Source organism: Clavibacter sp. GW821-FHT01D01 (genome assembly GCF_059422605.1).
Map to the genome: position 1 here is coordinate 112,006 of NZ_JBWKXC010000007.1, position 18,500 is coordinate 130,505.

Sequence of the window (18,500 nt, forward strand, 5' to 3'; positions counted from 1 at the left end):
CGGAGGCGGATCGTCGCTGGCGTCCGCCGTCGGATCGACCGCGGCCGTCAAGGTCGGAGTCATGGCACTGTCCGGTGTGCTCGGGATCCTCACGAGCCGCATGATCATCCAGTCCTTCGGAACGGACGCCTACGCGCAGTACGGGCTCCTCAGCACCTTCCCCACCCTGCTGCCGTTCGCCGACCTCGGGATCGCCGCCGTCGTCATCAACGCGGTCGCCGGCTCGAGCTCGCCGAGGACCGACGACCAGGTGAAGCGCGCCATCGTCACCGCGTTCCGCATCCTCCTCGTCTCCGGCGGCGTGATCGCGTTCGTGTCGCTCGCCATCACGCTGCTGGGCTGGTGGCCGGCGCTCCTCGGCGAGGGCCTCATGTCGGGCGGGGGCGAGATCGCCGCCTTCCTCTGCCTCGCCGTATTCGGGCTCGTGATCCCGCTGACGGTCGGTCAGCGCATCCTCGTCGGGCTGAAGCGGACCAACGTGCAGGTCGCGAGCCAAGCCGTGGTCGCTCCGGTCATGTTCCTCGTCATCGGTGCCTTCGTCGTCCTCGCGGTGCCAGCCGGCACCTACCTCGCGGTCGTGTCCTACGGGGCGAACGCCCTGGTCTCCGTCATCTGCCTGATCGTCGCCGCTCGGGCCCTCCGCCCGCAGCTCGGCGAGGCGGTCCGTGCGATCCCCCGGATACGGAGCTATCCGGGCGTGCCCGCCATCGGCCTCGCCTGGCCGATGCTCGTCCAGATGGTCGCCCTCCCCGTGGCCATGCAGACCGGCCGCCTCCTCCTCAGCCACCTGGCGGGTCCGGACGAGCTGGCCCAGTACAACCTCGCGTCGCAGCTCTTCGGCATCGTGCTCCAGACCATCGCCGCGGCCGGCCTCGCGCTCTGGCCCATCTACGCGACCGCCCGGTCGGCGCACCGCGTCGAGTCGCCGACCGCTCCGACCCTCTGGTTCCTCCTCGGCGGGCTGCTGCTGGGCGGTGCGCTCGCTGGCGCGTCGCCGTGGATCGCCGCCTTCGTCTCGGACGGTGCCATAGCCCTCGACCCAGCGCTGGTGATCGCCTTCGTGGTGTTCGTCGGGCTCCAGGCCGCCAAGTACCCGGTCGGCATGTACATGACGGACAAGCGCGGCCTCGTGTTCCAGGTCGTGCCCGTGCTCGTGATGGTGCCCATGAACCTCGGGCTCTCCTGGTACTTCATCGGCGTGGCCGGAGCCGCCGGCCCCGTCATCGGGTCCTCGATCTCGGTCGCCGTCTGCCAGGTCGTCCCCAACCTCGTCTACGTCTCCCGCGACCTGCGACGCCGACGCGCGGAGCAGGAGGCCGCGACGGTCGTGTCCGACGACGGCGACGGCGACGGCGACGACGGAGCCCCTGGCGCGCAGCCAGCGACCGCCGCTCGCGTCACGAACCCCTCCGCCCCGCTCTGACGCCCCGTCGTCCCCCGACGCCCGGCCCACCGACAAGAGGTCACATGCCCGCCACCGCTGACTCCGCCCGCCCCTCGGTCGAGGTCCTCTTCCCCGTCGAACGCGACCTCCGCCGCTGGCGGGAACGGCACGCCGCTGGAGAGGTCCCCGGCGCGTGGCCCTACGGACTCGACGCCCTCCGGGGATACGACGCGGACGTGCGGGTCGCCTCGCTCGAGGCACCGTCCCGCGTCGCGTCGCTCCGTGACCGCATCGCTCCCCTGCGCTCGCGCCCCGTGGCGCGGACCGGCACCGGACCCCGGGACATCGGCATCACCTGGGACGAGAACGCCGCTCGTCGGATGCTCCTGACCCGACCGCACCGCGAGATGTACACCGGGGTGATCTGGGTCACCGACATGCTGGCCCGCGGACAGGACGTCGGGCGGATGCGTGACGTCCTCCGTCGCATGGACGGGCTGTGGGTCATCAGCCGCGGACAGGTGGAGCCGCTGCGCGAGTTCGTCGGCGTCGACGGACCCCCCGTCAGCTTCTTCGCCTTCGGCGTGGACGGAGGGTTCTACCCGGCGCGGCCGATGCCGACGCGACCGTGCGTGGTGAGCGTGGGCGGGGACCGCGACCGAGACCCGGCAACCCTCTTCGCGGCGCTCGCCCGGGTGCACCGAGCGGTGCCGGAGGCGGAGATCGTCGTCCAGAGCACGTCCGACGTCGACGCCCCCGAGGGCATCCGCAAGGTGCCGTACTTCACGCACTCGGAGCTCGCCGACCTCTACGCGCGCGCCAGCGTCGTCGCGGTGGCGACGCGCGAGAACCTGCACGTCTCCGGCATGACCGTGAGCCTGGAGGCGATGGCGACGGGACGACCGGTCGTCATGACCGGCACACCCGGGGTCGAGGACTACGTGCATCCGGGACGGACGGGCCTCCTGACGCCCGTCGGCGACCCCGACGCGATGGCCGACGCGGTCCTGGCTCTGCTGCGCGACCCTGCTCGCGCCGCCCGCTACGGGGAGGCCGGGCGCCGGGATGTCGAGACGCGGGTCGGCACGGCGCACCTCGCGGCGGGTCTCGCGGACCTCATCGGGCTCCAGCCGCAGTCCGGCGTCTGAGCCGCCGCTGCGTCAACCTCGCCCGGATCGTCGTCGCAGCTCGCGGCGGGCGATGCGGTCGCCGTCGCGCAGCCCCCGGAGGGCGGCCGCGAGCGGTGCACGGGACTCCACGAGCTGGCGCCGTCCACCCTGGAGGAGGATCTCCCACGCGACACGGGGCGAGTTGCGGCGCCATGCGCGCAAGTCGGCGAGGTCCAGGTGTCGGGCGGCGAACAGCATGCGGTTGCGGACGTTGTGGTAGTAGTACGTCGTCGACTTGGCCTGCCCGGCGGACTGCCCGCCCTCGCCCTGGGTGCCGCCCTCGGCGTGCACGGCCGACACGTCGTCGCAGAGCTCGAGCTGTCCGCCCGCGGCGGTCACGCGGTGCGAGAGGTCCACGTCCTCCCAGTACAGGAAGTACTCGTCGTCGAAGCCCCCAGCCCGTCGGAAGAGCGAGACGGGGAGGAGGAGGCAGGCCCCGCTCAGCCAGGGCTCGATGCGGACACCCGGGCCCTCGACCCGGCGTCGACGCGAGCGGATGCGCCCGTCGCCGAGGTACAGGTCCGACCCCGCGGACCACAGCGTCCCGTCCGGGCGGAGGATGCGCGGGGCCACCATGGCGTCACCGGAGCGCCCGCTGGCGGCGAGCAGGGCCGCCACCGCCTCCGGCTCGATGAGCGCGTCCGGGTTGAGCAGCAGGACGTGCGTGCGCCCGAGCGAGGCCGCACGGGACACTCCGCGGTTCATGCCCGTGCCGAACCCCTCGTTTCCCTCCGGCAGCTCCAGGTGCCAGCCCTCCGCCTCCGCCAGTGCAGTGACCGCGACCCTCTCACCGGGTGTGCTGAGGTTGTCGACGATCACCACGGCCAGCTCCGGGCACGCCCGCGAGAGCGGGGCCAGGTTCGCCTCGAGCAGCGCATGCGAGCCGTAGTTCACGACCACGACGGCCAAGGGGGACATGTCACGGTCCGTCATCGCGGATCCTCTCGTCGGGTGCGGGTGCGGGTTCGGATTCGGGTGTGGGTGGGAGCGCCTCGGCCGCGGACCTCGCCGGGCGGCGAGCTGCAGGGGCGTCCGCCGTCCCCCGCCTCCGCCGCTGGGATGATGGGGGTATGAGCTCCGAAGCCCGCCCTGCGCCCGCGAACGCGACCCCGGGGAGCGGTGGTGCCGATGGGTCGCCGAGCATCGCGATCGCGGTACTGACGTACCGGCGGCCCCGCGACATCGTCGCCGTCCTGCCCCTGCTCGCGGAGCAGGCTCGCGCCGTGCACGATCGCGGCTCGGCCGTGCGCATCGTGGTGGTCGACAACGACCCGGACGCGGGCGCGCGCGACGCCGTCCGTCGGGTCTCCGTGGACGCGCCCGTCCCCGTCATGTACGCGCACGAGCCCGAGCCGGGGATCTCCGCCGCGCGGAACCGCGCACTCGACGAGGCCGGCGACGTCGACCTGCTCGTCTTCATCGACGACGACGAGCGCCCGGTCGCCGGCTGGCTCGCGGCGTTGCTCGGCACGTGGCGGACGAGCGGCGCGACCGCCGTCGCCGGGCCGGTCGAGTCCCGCTTCGAGGTCGAACCCGATGCGTGGATCCGGGCCGGGCGCTTCTTCGAGCGCCGTCGTCCGACGACGGGGACGGCGATCGAGGTCGCCGCGACGAACAACATCCTGATCGACCTCCGTCGCGTGCGGGCATGGGGCCTCCGGTTCGACGCCGGCTTCGGCGCCACCGGGGGCGAGGACACGCTGTTCACGAGGTCCATCGTCGCGCACGGCGGGACGATGGTCTGGGCGGCCGAGGCGCGCGTGCTCGACATCGTCCCCCGCGCGCGCATCACGCACCGCTGGGTCGTGCTCCGCGCGCTGAGCAGCGGGAACAGCTGGAGCCGCACGACGCTCGCCCTCGCGGCGTCGCCGCGGCAACGGGCCATCGCCCGAGCCTCCCTGACGGCGCGGGGCGGTGTCCGGATGGTCGGCGGGCTCGCGAGCGTGGCCGCGGGCGCCGTCGGTCTCGGCCTCGGCCGCCGTGCCCGCGGCGTGCGCACGATGGCACGCGGCGCCGGGATCGTCTCCGGTGCGTGGGGTCACGCGCATCGCGAGTACGCCCGCCCGCCCGCCTGACGAGGGGTCATGCGCGCGGGCGTCGTCCGGCCAGGGCGACGGCGCGGCGGTAGGCGGCGACGTGCCGGGCTCCGGCCTCCGGCCACTCGCGTCGGCCGAGGTCCGGTCGCGCGTCCGGGCCGAGCGCGCGCACCCGTGCCAATGCCCCGATGATGTGCTCCGCCGTCAGCTCGCCCTCGTACCGGTTCACCCAGGCATCCCCCATCTCCTCGGCCAGGCGGTCGTTGACGCGGTTGGCAGGGAGCAGGACGGGCCGGTCGAGGGACAGGGTGGTCAGCGCACCACCGGAGTTGTGCATCTCCCGGTACGGCAGGACCACGAGCTCCGACCGGCGCACGAGGTCCACGACCTCCGCGTCGTCGAGGAACCGCAGGTCGAGGGCGATGCGCTCGTCGCCCCGAGCGAGATCCGTGAGCGTCGCGGCGAGCTCAAAGGACGACGGCCGTCCGCCGACCTGGAGCGATGCCGAGCCGGGCATGCCCTGGAACGCGCGCAGCAGCCGGTCGACGCCCTTGTAGCGGCGGATGAGGCCGAAGTAGCCGATGCGGCCCGGGACGGGCGCCGCCATCGCGTGCGTGGCGAACCAGTCTCGGTAGTGCCCGTGCAGGATCGTCTCGTGGGGGCGGTCCTCGCGTTCCGGTGTGTCCTCGTTGAGGTGGATCCAGAGGGTGGTGCGCCGCTCCAGGAGGCGGAGCAGGAGCGTCTCGCGACGTGAGATGCCGTCGGGCAGCTCCAGGTTGTGCAGCGTCCGCACGAGAGGCGTGCGGGTGAGGCCGAGGCGCGCCACGAGCGCGAGGGTGAGGCCCTGCCGGACGAGCTGCTTCAGGGGACTGTGGCCGGAGACCAGGATCTCGGGCCAGTGCACGTGGAACACGTCGTACGGGCGGAGGAGGGCGCTCGTCCACGAGAACGTGCGGACCGCGACGCCCTCCTGGCGCGCGATGCTGCGGCCGAGCATGACGAGGTAGGGGTTCGTGGTGGGCCGCGGGGTGGGGAACGACTGCTGTACGACGAAGGGGCGGGGGCTGCGCCGACGGAGGGCGGTGATCTTCATGGGAGCTCCCTGATGGGCCCGGCGTGCGGGAGTCGGTGGATGAGATGCAGCGCGGCCCCCGGTCTCCGGGAGCCGCGCTGCGGGTCGTGCACGTCCGAGCGGGATGCGGCCTCGCGACCGCATCCCAGTCGGATCAGGGGGCGAACGCCGTCAGGTCGCGGACGGTGACCGTCTGCGGGGCGTTCGTGGCGGATCCCGAGACGTACGACAGCACGCCCAGGCCTCCGGCGGCCTGCAGGCCGGCGGACGAGTCCGTCGTCTGCACGGTCCACGCCTGGGGCTCCGGCGTCCCCGCGACCCAGACCTTCGCCCGGATCGTCGTGGGACTCGTGCCGACCACCTGCGTGCGGACGCTCACCGCGGTGCCCGCCGCGATGGTCCCGGGGATGCGGACCTCGTTGGCGATGGTGGTCGCCGTGCCCGAGTTCCGGTGCGCCACCAGCGAGACAGCGGCGGTGCCGTTGTTCGCCAGGCGGACGACGGCGCGGTACTCGTTGTTGTTCGACACGCGTCGGCCGATCGCGTACACGTACGTGCCACCGCCGGTCGCGGCCTTGTCCAGCGTGAAGTCGAGGCGCATGTCCACCGCAGTCTGCTTGACCGAGTCCAGGGTCGCACCCGTGGTGACGCCGGTGGTGGGCAGGAGGAACCGGGCCGCGCCGTCCTTGACGGAGAGGTTCGCGGCGGTCCCCCAGCGGGTCCACGCGCCCCCGACGTCCGCCGTGCCGAGGCCGTTGGCCACGGTCCGGGCGAACGCGTCGCGGGCGATCGGGGCGGCGACCGGCGGCGCAGCGATGGTGACGGTGCCCGTGGAGGTCGCCTGGGCACCCGCGGAGTCGGTGACCCGCAGCGTGACCGTGTACGTCCCCGGGGTGGCGTAGACGCGGGTCGCGGTGCGGCCCGTCGCCGTGCTGCCGTCGCCGAAGTCCCACGCGTAGGCCGAGATCGGGCCCTCCGCATCCGTGGACGCCGAGGCGTCGACCGATGCCGTGGATCCGGAGACCGTGCTCGTGAAGGACGCCGTCGGGGGCGCGTCGACCACCACGGGGGCGGTGGCGACCACGCTCTGGACGGTCGTCGCGGTGGCACCCGCGTCGTCCGTCACCGTCAGCCGCACCTGGTAGGTGCCGGCCGCCGCGTAGGCGTGGGACGCCTTCGCGCCGCTGGCCGTGGCGCCGTCCCCGAAGGTCCAGGCGTACGACGCCACGCTGCCGTCGGCATCGGCCGAGGCCGAGCCGTCGACCGCGAGGCCCAGGTCCGTCACCGTGCTGGTGAAGGACGCCGTCGGCGCCTGGTTCACGGGCGGGGCGGCGGCGACGGTCACCGAGGAGGTGGAGACCGCTGTGAGGCCCTCGTCGTCCGTGACCGTGAGGGTGACCGGGTAGGTCCCCGCCGCGGCGTAGGAGTGCGACGCCTGGGCTCCGGTGGCGGTCGCCCCGTCGCCGAACTTCCAGGCGTAGGAGGCCACGCGGCCGTCGGCGTCGGCGGACGCGCTGCCGTCGACCGCGAGCGCCAGGGCGTCCGTCGTCGTCGTGAACGCGGCCGTCGGAGCCTGGTTGACCCGCGGGGCGATGACCGTGACGTCGGCGGTCTTGACCGCGGTGGCGCCCTTGTCGTCGGTCACCGTGAGGCGGACCGAGTACGTGCCCGCTGCACCGTAGGCGTGGGCGGCGGTGGCGCCGGTCGCCGTGGCGCCGTCCCCGAACTCCCAAGCGTACGAGGCGACCTGACCGTCGGAGTCGGTCGATGCCGAGCCGTCGACGGACACGGACAGGTCCGTGGTCCGAGCGCCGAACTCCGCGACGGGAGCGACGTTCGGCTTGGTGCCGAGGCCGAGTGCGTAGTGCTGGCTGACCGTGGCTGCCGAGAGGGCGGTCGAGTACACGGCCGCCTCGTCGATGGTCGCCGCCACGAACGGGCTGGAGGAGCCCCACGTCGGGTCTCCGCCGAGCTTCCAGTAGCCGTCGTAGCCCTGCGCCTGCGTCTGCGGGTTGGTGCCGATGAGCTCACCGTCCACGTAGAGCTTCAGTCCATCGGACGACTGGCTCGCCACGACCTGGTGCCAGCGCCCGTCGGTGTAGGAGCCGGGCGACGTGATCGTGTTCAGCTGCCCCGTGTAGGTGCCGAAGACGAGGCGCCCGTCGTCCTGGAGGTAGACGTGACGGTCGTAGTTGCCGGACAGCCCGTTCGGGTTGTCGCCGAAGCCGATCAGCTTGCCGCCGCGGTTCGTCGTCGAGTTGAACCAGAGCTCGAGCGAGTAGGTCTGCGGGTTGGAGATGCGGCGGGTGCCGGTCACCTGCCCGCTCTGGCCGTCGAACTGCGCCGCGGTGCTGCCAGCGGTGGTGAGGACGCCGGGCACGCCCTGCGTCACGCCTCCGCGGAAGGCCGCGGGGCTGTCGGTCGGGCTGGCGTCCGCCGCGACGTCCGTGCCGCCCTTCTCGTCCAGCCGCCAGAACGACTCGGGGCTGTCCTGGAAGACGCGTGCGCCGTAGGAGTCGGCCGGGGCCTTGGGCAGTCGCGACTGTCGGCCGGAGGCCACGTAGTGAGCGTCCACCTGCTGGCGGTCGAGCGCGGTCGGGTAGATCGCGACGTCGTCGATGGCACCGGCGAAGAACTGGCCGCCGTCCCACGAGTTGTCCCCGCCGATGCGCCAGTAGCCCTTGTAGTCCTGCGCGGACGTCGTGTCGCTGCGGAAGCCCGCGCGGACGCCGTCGACGTAGAGCTGCATGCCGCCCTGGCCGAGCGTGCCGACCACCTGGTGCCACTGGCCGTCGTTCAGCGCCGTGGCGGAGCTGAGGCTGCGGATCTGGTTCGGGTAGACGCCGAAGTTCACGCGTCCGTCGTTCGACATGTAGATGTGGCGGTCGTAGCTGCCGGACGTGCCGGACGGGTTGCTGCCGAATCCGACGATCTTGCCGCCCGAGGTCGTGGTCGTCTTGAACCACGCCTCGACGGAGAACGTCTGCGGTCCGGAGATCAGCTTCTTGGAGACCGAGAGGCCGTTCACGGTGCCGTCGTAGGTCGACGCCTTGGTGGAGTCGCTGAGGATCGCTCCTGCTGCTCCCCGGGTGATGCCCGTGCCCGCGGTCTGGTCGTCGAAGCCGGCCCAGTCGTAGTTCACGGTGCCGGAGGCCTCGCCGAGGCGCCAGAAGGACCCGGCTCCGTCGGCGCGGACGGCGTCGACGTAGGGGCTCGGGGCGTCGCTGGTCACGGTGGCCGAGACGCTGTCGCCGATGACGGTGTTGCCGAGGGGATCGGTGGCCCGGATCCGGTAGCTGTACGCCTTGCCGGGCGTCAGACCACGATCGATGAAGCCCATGGCCGGGCGGTTCCACGGGGACGAGTCCTGCGTGGTCGTGTAGACGGGGGTCGTGGTGTTGCCGTCGCGGTACACCTGGTACATGAGGCGCGTGTTGTCGCGGTCGGCGTTGGCGGGCCAGCTGACGCGCAGCGTGCCGGACTCCTGCGACGTGACCGTCGCCTTGAAGGCCGCTCCGGAGTCGATGGGGCCCTGCGTGTTGGGGGCCTTCGACTTCGCGGCGAAGCGCACGATTCCCTGCTGGCGCTTGCCGTTCACCTGGGTGAACTCGCCCGCGTAGGAGAGGTAGCCGTCGCCGGCGGCGACGCTCCAGGGACCCTGGCTCTGGCCGGTGAAGGTGCCCACGTTGATGTCCGGGTACCAGTCGAGCATGGTCGGAGCAGGGGTGCCCTCGTAGTTGTAGTACCCCATGGGGTCGCGCGTGATGGTCTGCGTGGCCTTCTTCGTGAACGCGAGCCCGCGGTAGAAGGTCCAGGTGGGCTCCGTCTGCGGGAAGCCGCCGATGTTCCCGCAGTAGTGCGGGTGGCCGGCGACGTAGACCTGGTCGCCGAAGGGCGCTGCGGAGTACGTGTCGCCGTGGCAGTCCTCGACCCAGGTCGTGTCGCCGTTCGCCCAATCGGCGCGGAACGCGCCCTCCAGGTTGCCGCCGGCGCCGAACGTGTAGCCGGTGCCGTAGACGCCGTCGGCGTCCGCGGTGAGGCTCGTGATCGAGGACTGGTTGCCGCCGTTACGGATCAGGTTGTTGACGTTCCAGGGCAGGTTCTGCCCGGTCGCGGTGCTGACGGCGCCGAGGCCGTAGCCCGGGTTGTTCGACCCGTTGAGGCTCGTGAAGCTGCCGCCGACGACGAGCTTCTGCGCGTCCGGGGAGATGACCATCGCGGTGACCGAGCCGTCGTTGGTGACAGGCGCGAAGGCCGTCTCCACGCCGTTCGACGCGTTCACCGCGGCGATGCGGGTGCGCACGCTCTTGCCGATCGAGGTGAAGGCACCACCGAGGTACACGGTCGAGGCCGTCGCGGCGATCGCGTTGACCTGAGCGTTCGTCCCGGCGGTGAAGGAGGTGATGACCTGGCCGTTGACCGGGTCGAGCGCAGCGATGCGGTACTTGTTCACGCCGTTGACGGTCGTGAACGAACCGCCGATGTAGATGCGGGAGCCGTCCGGCGAGGCCTCGATCGCCTTGACCTGGCCGTTGAGGACCGGTGCGAAGGAGTTGATGAGCACGCCGGTGCGGATGTCGTACGCGAGGATGCTCGACCGCGGGACGGTGTTGGCTCCTGCGGCGGAGCCGGCGGGCTGGGCGGTGGAGAAGTTCCCGCCCACGTAGACGACGTTGCCGACCACCTTCTGGGTCCAGACGACGCCGTTGATCTGCACGGTGGGCAGGGCGTCGGCGGAGACGGTGACGGGGGTCGTGGGTTCGACGGGGACGGTGTCTGCCACAGCAGGCTGGACGCCTACGAATACCGAGGCCATGACGGCGGCGGCGGTGGCGAGCGCGAGCGGACGCAGGCGCGAGGGCAGGGTAATGCCCATGGTGAGGCCTCATTCGGGTAAAGGCACCGGCATTTCGGGTTACCGGTGCGCTGGCTGGAGCCTATGGGCGGATCCACAGCCGGGTGAGACCCCATTACAGGGGGGGCACGACATCACGAGCGAGTGGGCGACGACGCCCGCCGATCGGCGGGACCCCGGAGGTCAGCTGCGCGGCGCCTCGCCGGCGAAGACCACCACGGGCGTCCCCGCGAGGTAGTCGAACGCTATCCGCACATCGTCCCGCCGGTCGGCGGGCACGGTGAACACGTAGGTCCCGGTCGCGGACGCACCGGGAGCCACGTCCGCGGGCAACGGGACGGAACCCGTCGAGAGGGCGTCGGCGGGCAGCTGGTCCTCGCCCGTGGAGACGGTGACGACGGTGGCCGCCAGGGACACCGGCTCTGCGGTGTCGTTGCGGACCGTGACGTCGAAGGACAGCGCCGGTCCGGCGACCTCGCCCGGACCATCGGCGACGCCGTCGACGGCGGCGAGGGCGCTGATCGACGTGACGACGCCGGGGACGGGTTCCGCGGTCGCGTCGATCGCCACGGGAGCGGCCTCCGCCGGGGGCACCTGGCCCTCCTGCGGGTCCTGGGACGTCACCGGCGTGCTGGTCGCCGAGGGATCGGACGAGAAGGCGGGCGCCTCGGTCCCGGTCGGACCCGGGGCGCCCTGTCCGCCCCTCGAGGCGACGACGAGGACGACGATGAGCACGACGGCGACGAGGATCGCCACCATCGCCACGATGAGGCGTCGGCGTCCGGGGGCCGCCCCCCGCGAGGGATCAGGGTCAGCGGGCGTCGCGGACATGGGTCCTCCGTGCGGGTCGGGTGCGGTCAGCGCTCACTCTAGGCGAGCGGTGGCCGACGGCCGCCTGACGCGCGGGGGGAGCGAGGCTCAGCCCGAGTGCCAGGACCAGCAGCGGCACCGCGCTGAACAGCGGGCTGAACGGGATGTTCCACAATGACTTGACGATGACGTACACCAGGAGGGCAGCCGCCATGCGGTGCGTCACCGCCGTGCCCGCCGCGGCGACGAGCACGACGAGGATCGCGATGGTCAGCAGGATCCCCGCCCACCCGAAGCGCGTCCACAGGTCGCCGAGCACCGAGTGCAGCTCGAAGGAGCTGCCGAACAGGTAGTTCTCGACGTATCCGTTGTCCGGGTCGTAGTTGAGCGCGGCCATGCCGGTCTTCGCGACCTGGATGTCGGTGAGGTTCGGGAGCGTCCCCGAGCCGAAGCCCCAGGGGTGGTGCTGGAACAGGGCAGTGGCGGCGCCGAGCTCCGGACGTCCTCCGGCGATGACGGAGCCCGCCTCGTCGAGCTGGCGCTCGGTGCGCTGCCGCGTCGACTCCCCCAGGTACCCCTCGAGGATGAGCGCCTGCCCGGCCTGGTAGACGACGACAGCGAGCCCCCCGAGCACCAGGAGTGTCGACACCACGCTCCCCCGACGGCCGGTGGCGGGCCGTAGATCCCACAGCACCACGAGGAGCACGAGCAGGAGGACCGCCAGCTCGGACCGCGAGTCGTTGGTGCCGGCCATCACGATGAGCGCGACCAGGACGACGACGGCGACCCACCGTCTGCCGGATCGCCAGGCGAGCGCGAGCAGCAGGACCGCCAAGGGCACGGACAAGCCGAACTTCCACGGGTTCGTGGAGAAGAGGGTCGACCCTGGGTTGATGCCGGCGACCATGCCGAAGCCGAACCAGACGGCCACGGATGCATCTCGCATCAGGGTGCGCGCCCAGACGATGACGCCGACGGAGCCGAGCACGCCCAGGACCAGCACCGACGCCGACACCCCCTCCGTGGAGGACGTCGCATGATCGGCGGACGAGGACTCCGTCAGCCACGCGCCGGCGACGACGGACAGCACGACGAGGCCGGCCAGCACCGGGGCGCCGCGGTGGCGGAGGAACGCCGGGATCCAGACCGGCGCCAGGAGCACCGCCGCCACGTGCCCGACCTCGAGACCCTGCTGCACCGGCTCGCGGAACGCGATGAGGACGATCGCGACGGCCGCGACCGCGCGGAGGGCCGGATGTGCGGCGGCGCCGACCGTCGTGGCCGGGTCCGAGGACGCCGACGCCCGCGGACGCCGAGGGCGTCGGGAGGAGGACGATGCGCGTTCGGGGTCGGCCACTGTCGGGTGCCCTCCTGGTCTCGAGTCCACCCCGCTCGCAACGAGGACACGCCGAGGAGCGCTCCGGACCGCGATAATCCTCGCACGTGGAGAAATGCGCCCCCGAACTGGGGTGGGGCCACCCCCCGTACGGGGTGCACGGCATGATCCGTCGCCTCGGCGACAAGTGGTAGTGCACGAACGGATAGAGTCACCACATCGCCAGCCCGGGACCCGACGGGGACAGCGGGGCTCCTCGCTCACCACGAGGGATGCCCCGCGGGATCCGCCCGCGACGCTGACGATCGCGGGACCCGTGCCATGCACCGGGCCCCCGTGCCGACACCGATCGTCTGACCTCCCCGCCTGCGCGGAGGGGCTCCGATGTGCCGACCCGTAGGAACGACATGCCCATCCCCCTGCCCTCATCCCTCCTCCGACGTGTCCCGGCGATCCTCGTCGGCACGACCACCGCCATCGCCCTCGCTCTCGGCGCCACACTCGTTCCCGCCGCCCCGGCCTCGGCGGCCGTCGGCACCGACTCCTTTTCCCGCCAGGTCGCTTCCGGCTGGGGCATCGCCGAGTCCGGTGGCGCGTACAGCACCTATGGCGCCAAGGGCACTGCCTTCTCCGTGGACGGGAGCCGAGGCCGCATCGCCGCGCTCCCGGCCGGCTCGTCCGCCGGCGCCTACCTCGCCGGCTCCTCGCTCCTCGACGCCACGGCCACCGCCTCGCTGACCCTGGTCGGCTCGACCGCGCTCACGGCGTATCCGGCCCTCGAGGTCCGGCGTCAGGGGGATGGTTCGTCCTACCGCGGCAAGGCGGAGATCACACGTTCCGGCAAGCTGCGGATCGCCGTCTCGCGGTCGAACGCGGGACGCGAGACCGCCCTGGGGAGCGCGGACGTGACCAGCTCGTTCGCGCCGGGGACCACGGTCGCCGTCAGGATCCAGGTGACGGGGACCTCTCCGGTCGCCGTCTCCGCGAAGGCCTGGGTGGCAGGGACTGCGGAGCCCGGCTGGCAGAGCACCGTCTCGGACGGCTCCTCGGCGCGCGTCGCCACTGCGGGAGCCGTCGGCGTGTGGGCCTACGCGTCGGGCAGCAACTCCACGTCGACCACGCTCGCGGTCGACGGCCTGGCCAGCGGCGCCCCTTCGACGACGACCCCGACGCCGACGCCGACCACCAGCGCGCCGGCGCCGGCGCCGACCCCGACGGCGCTCCCCCGCACCGGCACCGCCCGGGGCTCCGTCTCGGTCGGCTCCGCCGCGTATGCCGTGCCGTCGGGCGCGTTGTTCGTGAGCAGCTCGTCCGGCGACGACGGCGCCGCCGGGACGCAGAACGCGCCCCTGCGCTCCCTGACCCGCGCGGTCGCGCGCGCTTCCTCCGGGCAGACCATCGTGATGCGTGGGGGGACGTACCACGAGTCCGTCGTCGTCCCCTATCAGAAGCCCGTGACCATCCAGGCCTACCCGCGCGAGGCGGTGTGGCTCGACGGTTCCAGCCGCGTCGCGTCCTTCGTCCGCAGCGGGTCGACCTGGGTCGCCTCGGGCTGGGGCACGCGGTTCTCGTCCGCGATCTCCGGGGTCCCCGACAACCCGCGCTTCGTGAACTCCGCCGCGCCGCTCGCGGCCCGGCCGGATCAGGTCTTCCTCGGTGGCGCCCAGCTCCGCCAGGTCGGATCCGCGTCTGCGGTGGTCGCGGGCACGTTCTTCGTCGACTACGGCGCGGGGACGATCCGCATCGGCTCCGACCCGAGCGGCAAGGAGGTGCGAGCCAGCGACCTCCGCCAGGCCCTCCAGGTCCAGGCGCCGGACACCACGGTCCGCGGCATAGGCGTGCGCCGGTACGCGACCACCTATGACGACCGTGGTGCGGTCCGCTTCGACAACGTGCGCGCGACGATGCAGGACGTGGTCGTGGAGGACACCGCCACCGTCGGCATCGTCCTCGGGAACAACGACTCTCGACTCGTGCGGGTCACCGCTCAGCGCAACGGGATGCTCGGCGTGAACGCGAGCTCGGCGTACCGGCTGGTGGTGCGGGACAGCGTGATCACCGGCAACAACGCCGAGCGCTTCAAGCCCGCGCCGGTGTCAGGCGGCATCAAGATCACGCGCTCGCGCGACGTCGAGGTCGTCAACAACGACACCGGCCGGAACTTCGGGTCGGGGATGTGGTTCGACGAGTCCTGCTACGACCTCACGGTCACGGGCAACGACTCGAACGACAACGAGTACACGGGCATTCAGCTGGAGCTGTCCGATACCGCGATCGTCGCGGACAACAGCACGACCGGCGGCCAGACCGGCATCAACCTGTTCGACAGCGGCAACGTGCAGCTGTTCAACAACACGATGGGCGGCAACTCCAAGTTCGCGCTGTCGCTCCTCCAGGACGAGCGACGCCAGGCGGTCGCCTCCTTCGACGGGCAGGACCCCCGCCGCCCTGCCGTCGACTCCACCGTCCCGTGGCTGACCCGCAACATCGTCGTCAGCAACAACGTCTTCGCGAGTGGCGGCGGCTTCTCCATCTACGCGATCGACAAGAAGACGAACATCCCGGTCGACCGGTGGAACCTCACCATCACGGGCAACCTGTTCACGAAGCGGGTCGCGACGACGGACCCGACGATGGTGGCCTGGGGCCAGGGTGACAACTCCACCCTGGCCCGCTATGAGAGCCCCGCCGCTCTGTCCGCGGCGAAGAACGGCTCATGGCGGAACACGATGACCACGGCCAGCACGTCCGTGTCGGGGATGGCCTCCTATCTCACGGCGGCCGCGAACCTCGCCGTCGCGCTGCCCAGCGGGATCGCCGGGCTGCTCGGGCAACCGTCCGGGGTGAAGCGCGTCGGCATCTTCTAGGCGCCCGCGCGTCCGAGCGAAGGACCCCGTCCGGTGGACGGGGTCCTTCGCTCGTCCGTCGCCTCGCGGCGGCGGTCTCAGCCCCGCGCTACTGATCCCCCGCCGGCGGGGTACTGACTTCGCCTCGGGCCCCCCATCGGGGGCTCGGCCTGGATAGTGTTCGGGGATCGAGCCATCTCATCCCGAGGACGGGGACGACGGGGACCTCGGGAGGCGTCGGGCCGGGGGGCCCGCGCGCAGCTGGTCCCGAACCCCGCCGCCCGTCCTCGAGATGGTGGCGATCGTCCCGGGGGGACCGATCATCGCACCGCCGTCCTCCGGAACCTCGTCGTGGACTCGTGACCGCCAGCAGAGCGTCGCGAAAGAGGACCGAGATGACCAGTCACCCGCACACCAGGATCCGGGCCACGTCCCGCATCGCCCACGGCGCCCTCGCGGCGTTCTCCGTCACCGCGCTCACCGCGGGCATGCTCGTCGACGGTGTGGACTCGGCCGCCGCGTCGACAATGTCCGTCGACACCTTCACTCGCCAAGTCGCGGTCGGGTGGGGCACCGCCGACGGAGGCGCCTCGTACACCCTTCGAGGTGAGCGCGGGGCCACGTTCTCCGTGGACGGCACGCGCGCGCGGATCTCGGGCATCGCGGCGGGCACGTCAGCCGCCGCCTCCCTCGACGGCGCCCCGATGCGCGACGGCTCCGTCGCCGCCACGGTCGCGCTCGTGGGCACTGCGCCCCTCGGCCTCTACCAGGGGCTCGAGATCCGCCGACAGCCGGACGGGACCTCCTACCGGGGCCGGGTCGAACTCGGGCGATCGGGTGCGGTGCGCGTCAGCATCACGAGGACGGCAGCGGACGGCTCCTCCACGGACCTCGGCTCACCCGTCGCGTTGGGGACGGCGGCAGCTGGCACCTCCGTCCACGTGGAGGTGCAGGCCACGGGGACGTCGCCGGTTGCGCTCTCCGTGCGGGCGTGGCCCATGGGCACGGCGAAGCCGGCTTGGCAGGCCATGGCGACGGACGCCACTGCGGCGCGCATCTCCGCACCGGGCGGCACCGGGGTCTGGTCCTACGCGTCCGGCAGCAACAGCGGGCCCACGACCGTGGCGTTCGACGACCTGGCGCAGGTCGCCGCCGACCCGTCCGCGGCGACGCAGCCGACGCCATCGATCTCCGCTCCCGAACCGACCCGAGATGCCGTGCCGACGCCCGCTCCCGCGTCGTCCCCCGCGCCGGCGGCCGTGCCCACGTCGTACGGACCGCGCGGTTCCGCGCCGGTCGGATCCGCCGTGTATCCCGCGCCCGCGGGCGCCCTCTACGTCAACGCCCTCGTCGGCCGGGACACCGCCGCCGGGACCAAGGCCGCGCCCCTCAAGACCCTCGCCGCCGCCGTCATGAAGGCGAAGGCCGGCCAGACGATCGTCCTGCGCGCCGGGACGTACCACGAGGCCGTCGTCGTGCCCTTCAACAAGCCGCTGACCATCCAATCGTTCCCGCGCGAGGCCGTCTGGCTCGACGGGTCCTCGAAGGTGACCGGCTGGACGAAGAGCGGTACCAGCTGGGTGGCCCGCGGATGGGCCGTGAAGGTCCCCCGGACCATCGCGGGCGTCGCCGACAACCCGCGCTTCGTCCGCCCTGAGGCGCCCATGGCGGCGCGGACGGACCAGGTGTTCGTCGCCGGCACGCCGCTGCGGCAGGTCGCGACGGCCGCGCAGGTCGTGCCCGGCACGTTCTTCGTCGACGAGACGGCGAAGACCATCCGCATCGGCACCAACCCGATCGGCAAGGAGGTCCGCGCCAGCGACCTGCGCCAGGCGCTCCAGATCCAGTCAGCGGACGCCACCGTCCAGGGCATCGGCATCCGGCGCTACGCGACGAGCTACGAGGACCGCGGCGCCCTACGGTTCGACAACGTCCGCGCGACGGCCCGCGACCTGGTGATCCAGGACAACGCCATGGTCGGCATCGCCCTTGGCAACAACGACGCCACCGTCTCGCATGTCACGGTCCAGCGCAGCGGCATGCTCGGGCTGAGCACCGGATACTCGTACGGGCTCGTGGTCGAGGACAGCGTCTTCACCCAGAACAACTCGGAGCGGTTCAAGGCGGCCCCGGTGAGCGGCGGCATCAAGATCGCCCGTGCGCGGGACGTCACGGTCGTGAACAACGACACCAGCCGCAACTTCGGCAGCGGCATCTGGCTCGACGAGTCGTGCTACGACATCACGATCGTCGGGAACACCTCGAACGACAACGAGTACACGGGCATCCAGCTCGAGCTATCCGCGAAGGCCGTCGTCGCCGACAACTCCACCACGGGAGGCCAGACGGGTATCCAGATCATCGGCACCGGCGACGTGCAGGTCTTCAACAACACGATGGGGAGCAACTCCAAGATGGGCCTCGCCCTCCTGCAGGACGAGCGCCGGCAGGCCGTCGCGGACTACGAGGGACAGGATCCGCGGCAGCCGGCCGTCGACCCGACCGTCCCGTGGCTCACCCGCGACATCACGGTGAGCGACAACGTCTTCGCCAACGGAGGCCGGTTCTCCGTCTACGCGCTCGACCAGAGGACGCGCATCCCGGTGGACCGGTGGAACCTCGTGATCACGGGCAACCTCTTCACGAAGCGCGTGGCGACCACGGACCCCACCATGGTCGCGTGGGGTCAGGGCGACAACGCGACCCTCGTCCGCTACGAGACCGCGGAGGCCCTCGCCGCGGCGAAGGGCACGACGTGGCGGAACACCGTGACGCCGTCGAGCACCTCGTCCGCGGACATGGCGCAGCACATCGCGCCGGCGTCGGCCGCCGCCGTCCCGCTGCCCGCGCCCATCGCGGCGCTCGTCGGCCAGCTGGCTGGGGTCAAGCACGTCGGGACCTTCTGACCGCCCCGGCCCGCGTCGTGCGGACCGGACGCCCACCCCCCTTTCGGGGGGGCCCGCCTTCGTCGTCCCCTGGCGCCGCGCCGCTC

At 72.2% G+C, this 18,500-nt stretch carries 10 protein-coding genes; 5 read left to right on the forward strand and 5 right to left on the reverse strand.

Annotated elements, in window-relative coordinates; all coding sequences use genetic code 11:
* The first annotated feature begins 61 nt into the window (after positions 1-61).
* Both AC07VC_RS10920 and AC07VC_RS10925 read left to right on the forward strand, forming a co-directional pair.
* On the forward strand, positions 62-1,423 hold the full coding sequence (locus AC07VC_RS10920) for an MATE family efflux transporter (RefSeq protein WP_494675262.1): 1,362 nt from the start codon (positions 62-64) through the stop codon (positions 1,421-1,423).
* 44 nt (positions 1,424-1,467) lie between these two features.
* Positions 1,468-2,532, forward strand: coding sequence for a glycosyltransferase family 4 protein (locus tag AC07VC_RS10925; RefSeq protein WP_494675261.1), 1,065 nt, complete (start codon positions 1,468-1,470; stop codon positions 2,530-2,532).
* Positions 2,533-2,544: 12 nt separating this feature from the next.
* On the opposite strand, the gene AC07VC_RS10930 is transcribed toward AC07VC_RS10925, so the two are convergent.
* Positions 2,545-3,486: a glycosyltransferase family 2 protein gene (locus AC07VC_RS10930; RefSeq protein ID WP_317229091.1), complete on the reverse strand. Its 942-nt coding sequence runs from the start codon at positions 3,484-3,486 to the stop codon at positions 2,545-2,547.
* Between the two features lie 137 nt (positions 3,487-3,623).
* On the opposite strand from AC07VC_RS10930, the gene AC07VC_RS10935 reads away from it, so the two are divergent.
* Complete coding sequence (locus AC07VC_RS10935; protein ID WP_494675260.1) at positions 3,624-4,628, forward strand: glycosyltransferase family 2 protein; 1,005 nt, start codon at positions 3,624-3,626, stop codon at positions 4,626-4,628.
* A gap of 7 nt (positions 4,629-4,635) precedes the next feature.
* Here the strand turns inward: AC07VC_RS10935 and AC07VC_RS10940 are convergent, their stop codons facing one another.
* The 4 genes from AC07VC_RS10940 to AC07VC_RS10955 form a co-directional block, all read right to left on the reverse strand.
* A complete protein-coding gene (locus AC07VC_RS10940; RefSeq protein ID WP_494675259.1) occupies positions 4,636-5,682 on the reverse strand; it encodes a glycosyl transferase in 1,047 nt (348 codons plus the stop codon).
* A 133-nt stretch (positions 5,683-5,815) separates the two neighbouring features.
* Positions 5,816-10,444, reverse strand: a complete 4,629-nt coding sequence (locus AC07VC_RS10945; protein WP_494675258.1) for a PKD domain-containing protein — start codon at positions 10,442-10,444, stop codon at positions 5,816-5,818.
* A 255-nt stretch (positions 10,445-10,699) separates the two neighbouring features.
* Positions 10,700-11,275 carry a hypothetical protein gene (locus tag AC07VC_RS10950; protein ID WP_317229088.1) on the reverse strand — a complete coding sequence of 192 codons (576 nt, stop codon included), beginning with the start codon at positions 11,273-11,275 and terminating at the stop codon, positions 10,700-10,702.
* A 52-nt stretch (positions 11,276-11,327) separates the two neighbouring features.
* The gene (locus tag AC07VC_RS10955) at positions 11,328-12,683 is read right to left on the reverse strand and encodes a hypothetical protein (protein ID WP_494675256.1); all 1,356 of its coding nucleotides are present in this window, start codon (positions 12,681-12,683) and stop codon (positions 11,328-11,330) included.
* Positions 12,684-13,069: 386 nt separating this feature from the next.
* Between AC07VC_RS10955 and AC07VC_RS10960 the strand changes: the two genes are divergently transcribed.
* Together AC07VC_RS10960 and AC07VC_RS10965 are read left to right on the forward strand one after the other, a co-directional pair.
* Positions 13,070-15,529: a right-handed parallel beta-helix repeat-containing protein gene (locus AC07VC_RS10960; RefSeq protein ID WP_317229086.1), complete on the forward strand. Its 2,460-nt coding sequence runs from the start codon at positions 13,070-13,072 to the stop codon at positions 15,527-15,529.
* Positions 15,530-15,903: 374 nt separating this feature from the next.
* A complete protein-coding gene (locus AC07VC_RS10965; RefSeq protein ID WP_494675255.1) occupies positions 15,904-18,414 on the forward strand; it encodes a right-handed parallel beta-helix repeat-containing protein in 2,511 nt (836 codons plus the stop codon).
* Positions 18,415-18,500 lie beyond the last annotated feature (86 nt).

Coding starts and splice junctions, on each gene's coding strand:
- AC07VC_RS10920 (WP_494675262.1), top strand. CDS start 62: ATGGCACTGTCCGGTGTGCTCGGGATCCTCACGAGCCGCATGATCATC.
- AC07VC_RS10925 (WP_494675261.1), top strand. CDS start 1,468: ATGCCCGCCACCGCTGACTCCGCCCGCCCCTCGGTCGAGGTCCTCTTC.
- AC07VC_RS10930 (WP_317229091.1), bottom strand. CDS start 3,486: ATGACGGACCGTGACATGTCCCCCTTGGCCGTCGTGGTCGTGAACTAC.
- AC07VC_RS10935 (WP_494675260.1), top strand. CDS start 3,624: ATGAGCTCCGAAGCCCGCCCTGCGCCCGCGAACGCGACCCCGGGGAGC.
- AC07VC_RS10940 (WP_494675259.1), bottom strand. CDS start 5,682: ATGAAGATCACCGCCCTCCGTCGGCGCAGCCCCCGCCCCTTCGTCGTA.
- AC07VC_RS10950 (WP_317229088.1), bottom strand. CDS start 11,275: ATGGTGGCGATCCTCGTCGCCGTCGTGCTCATCGTCGTCCTCGTCGTC.
- AC07VC_RS10960 (WP_317229086.1), top strand. CDS start 13,070: ATGCCCATCCCCCTGCCCTCATCCCTCCTCCGACGTGTCCCGGCGATC.
- AC07VC_RS10965 (WP_494675255.1), top strand. CDS start 15,904: ATGACCAGTCACCCGCACACCAGGATCCGGGCCACGTCCCGCATCGCC.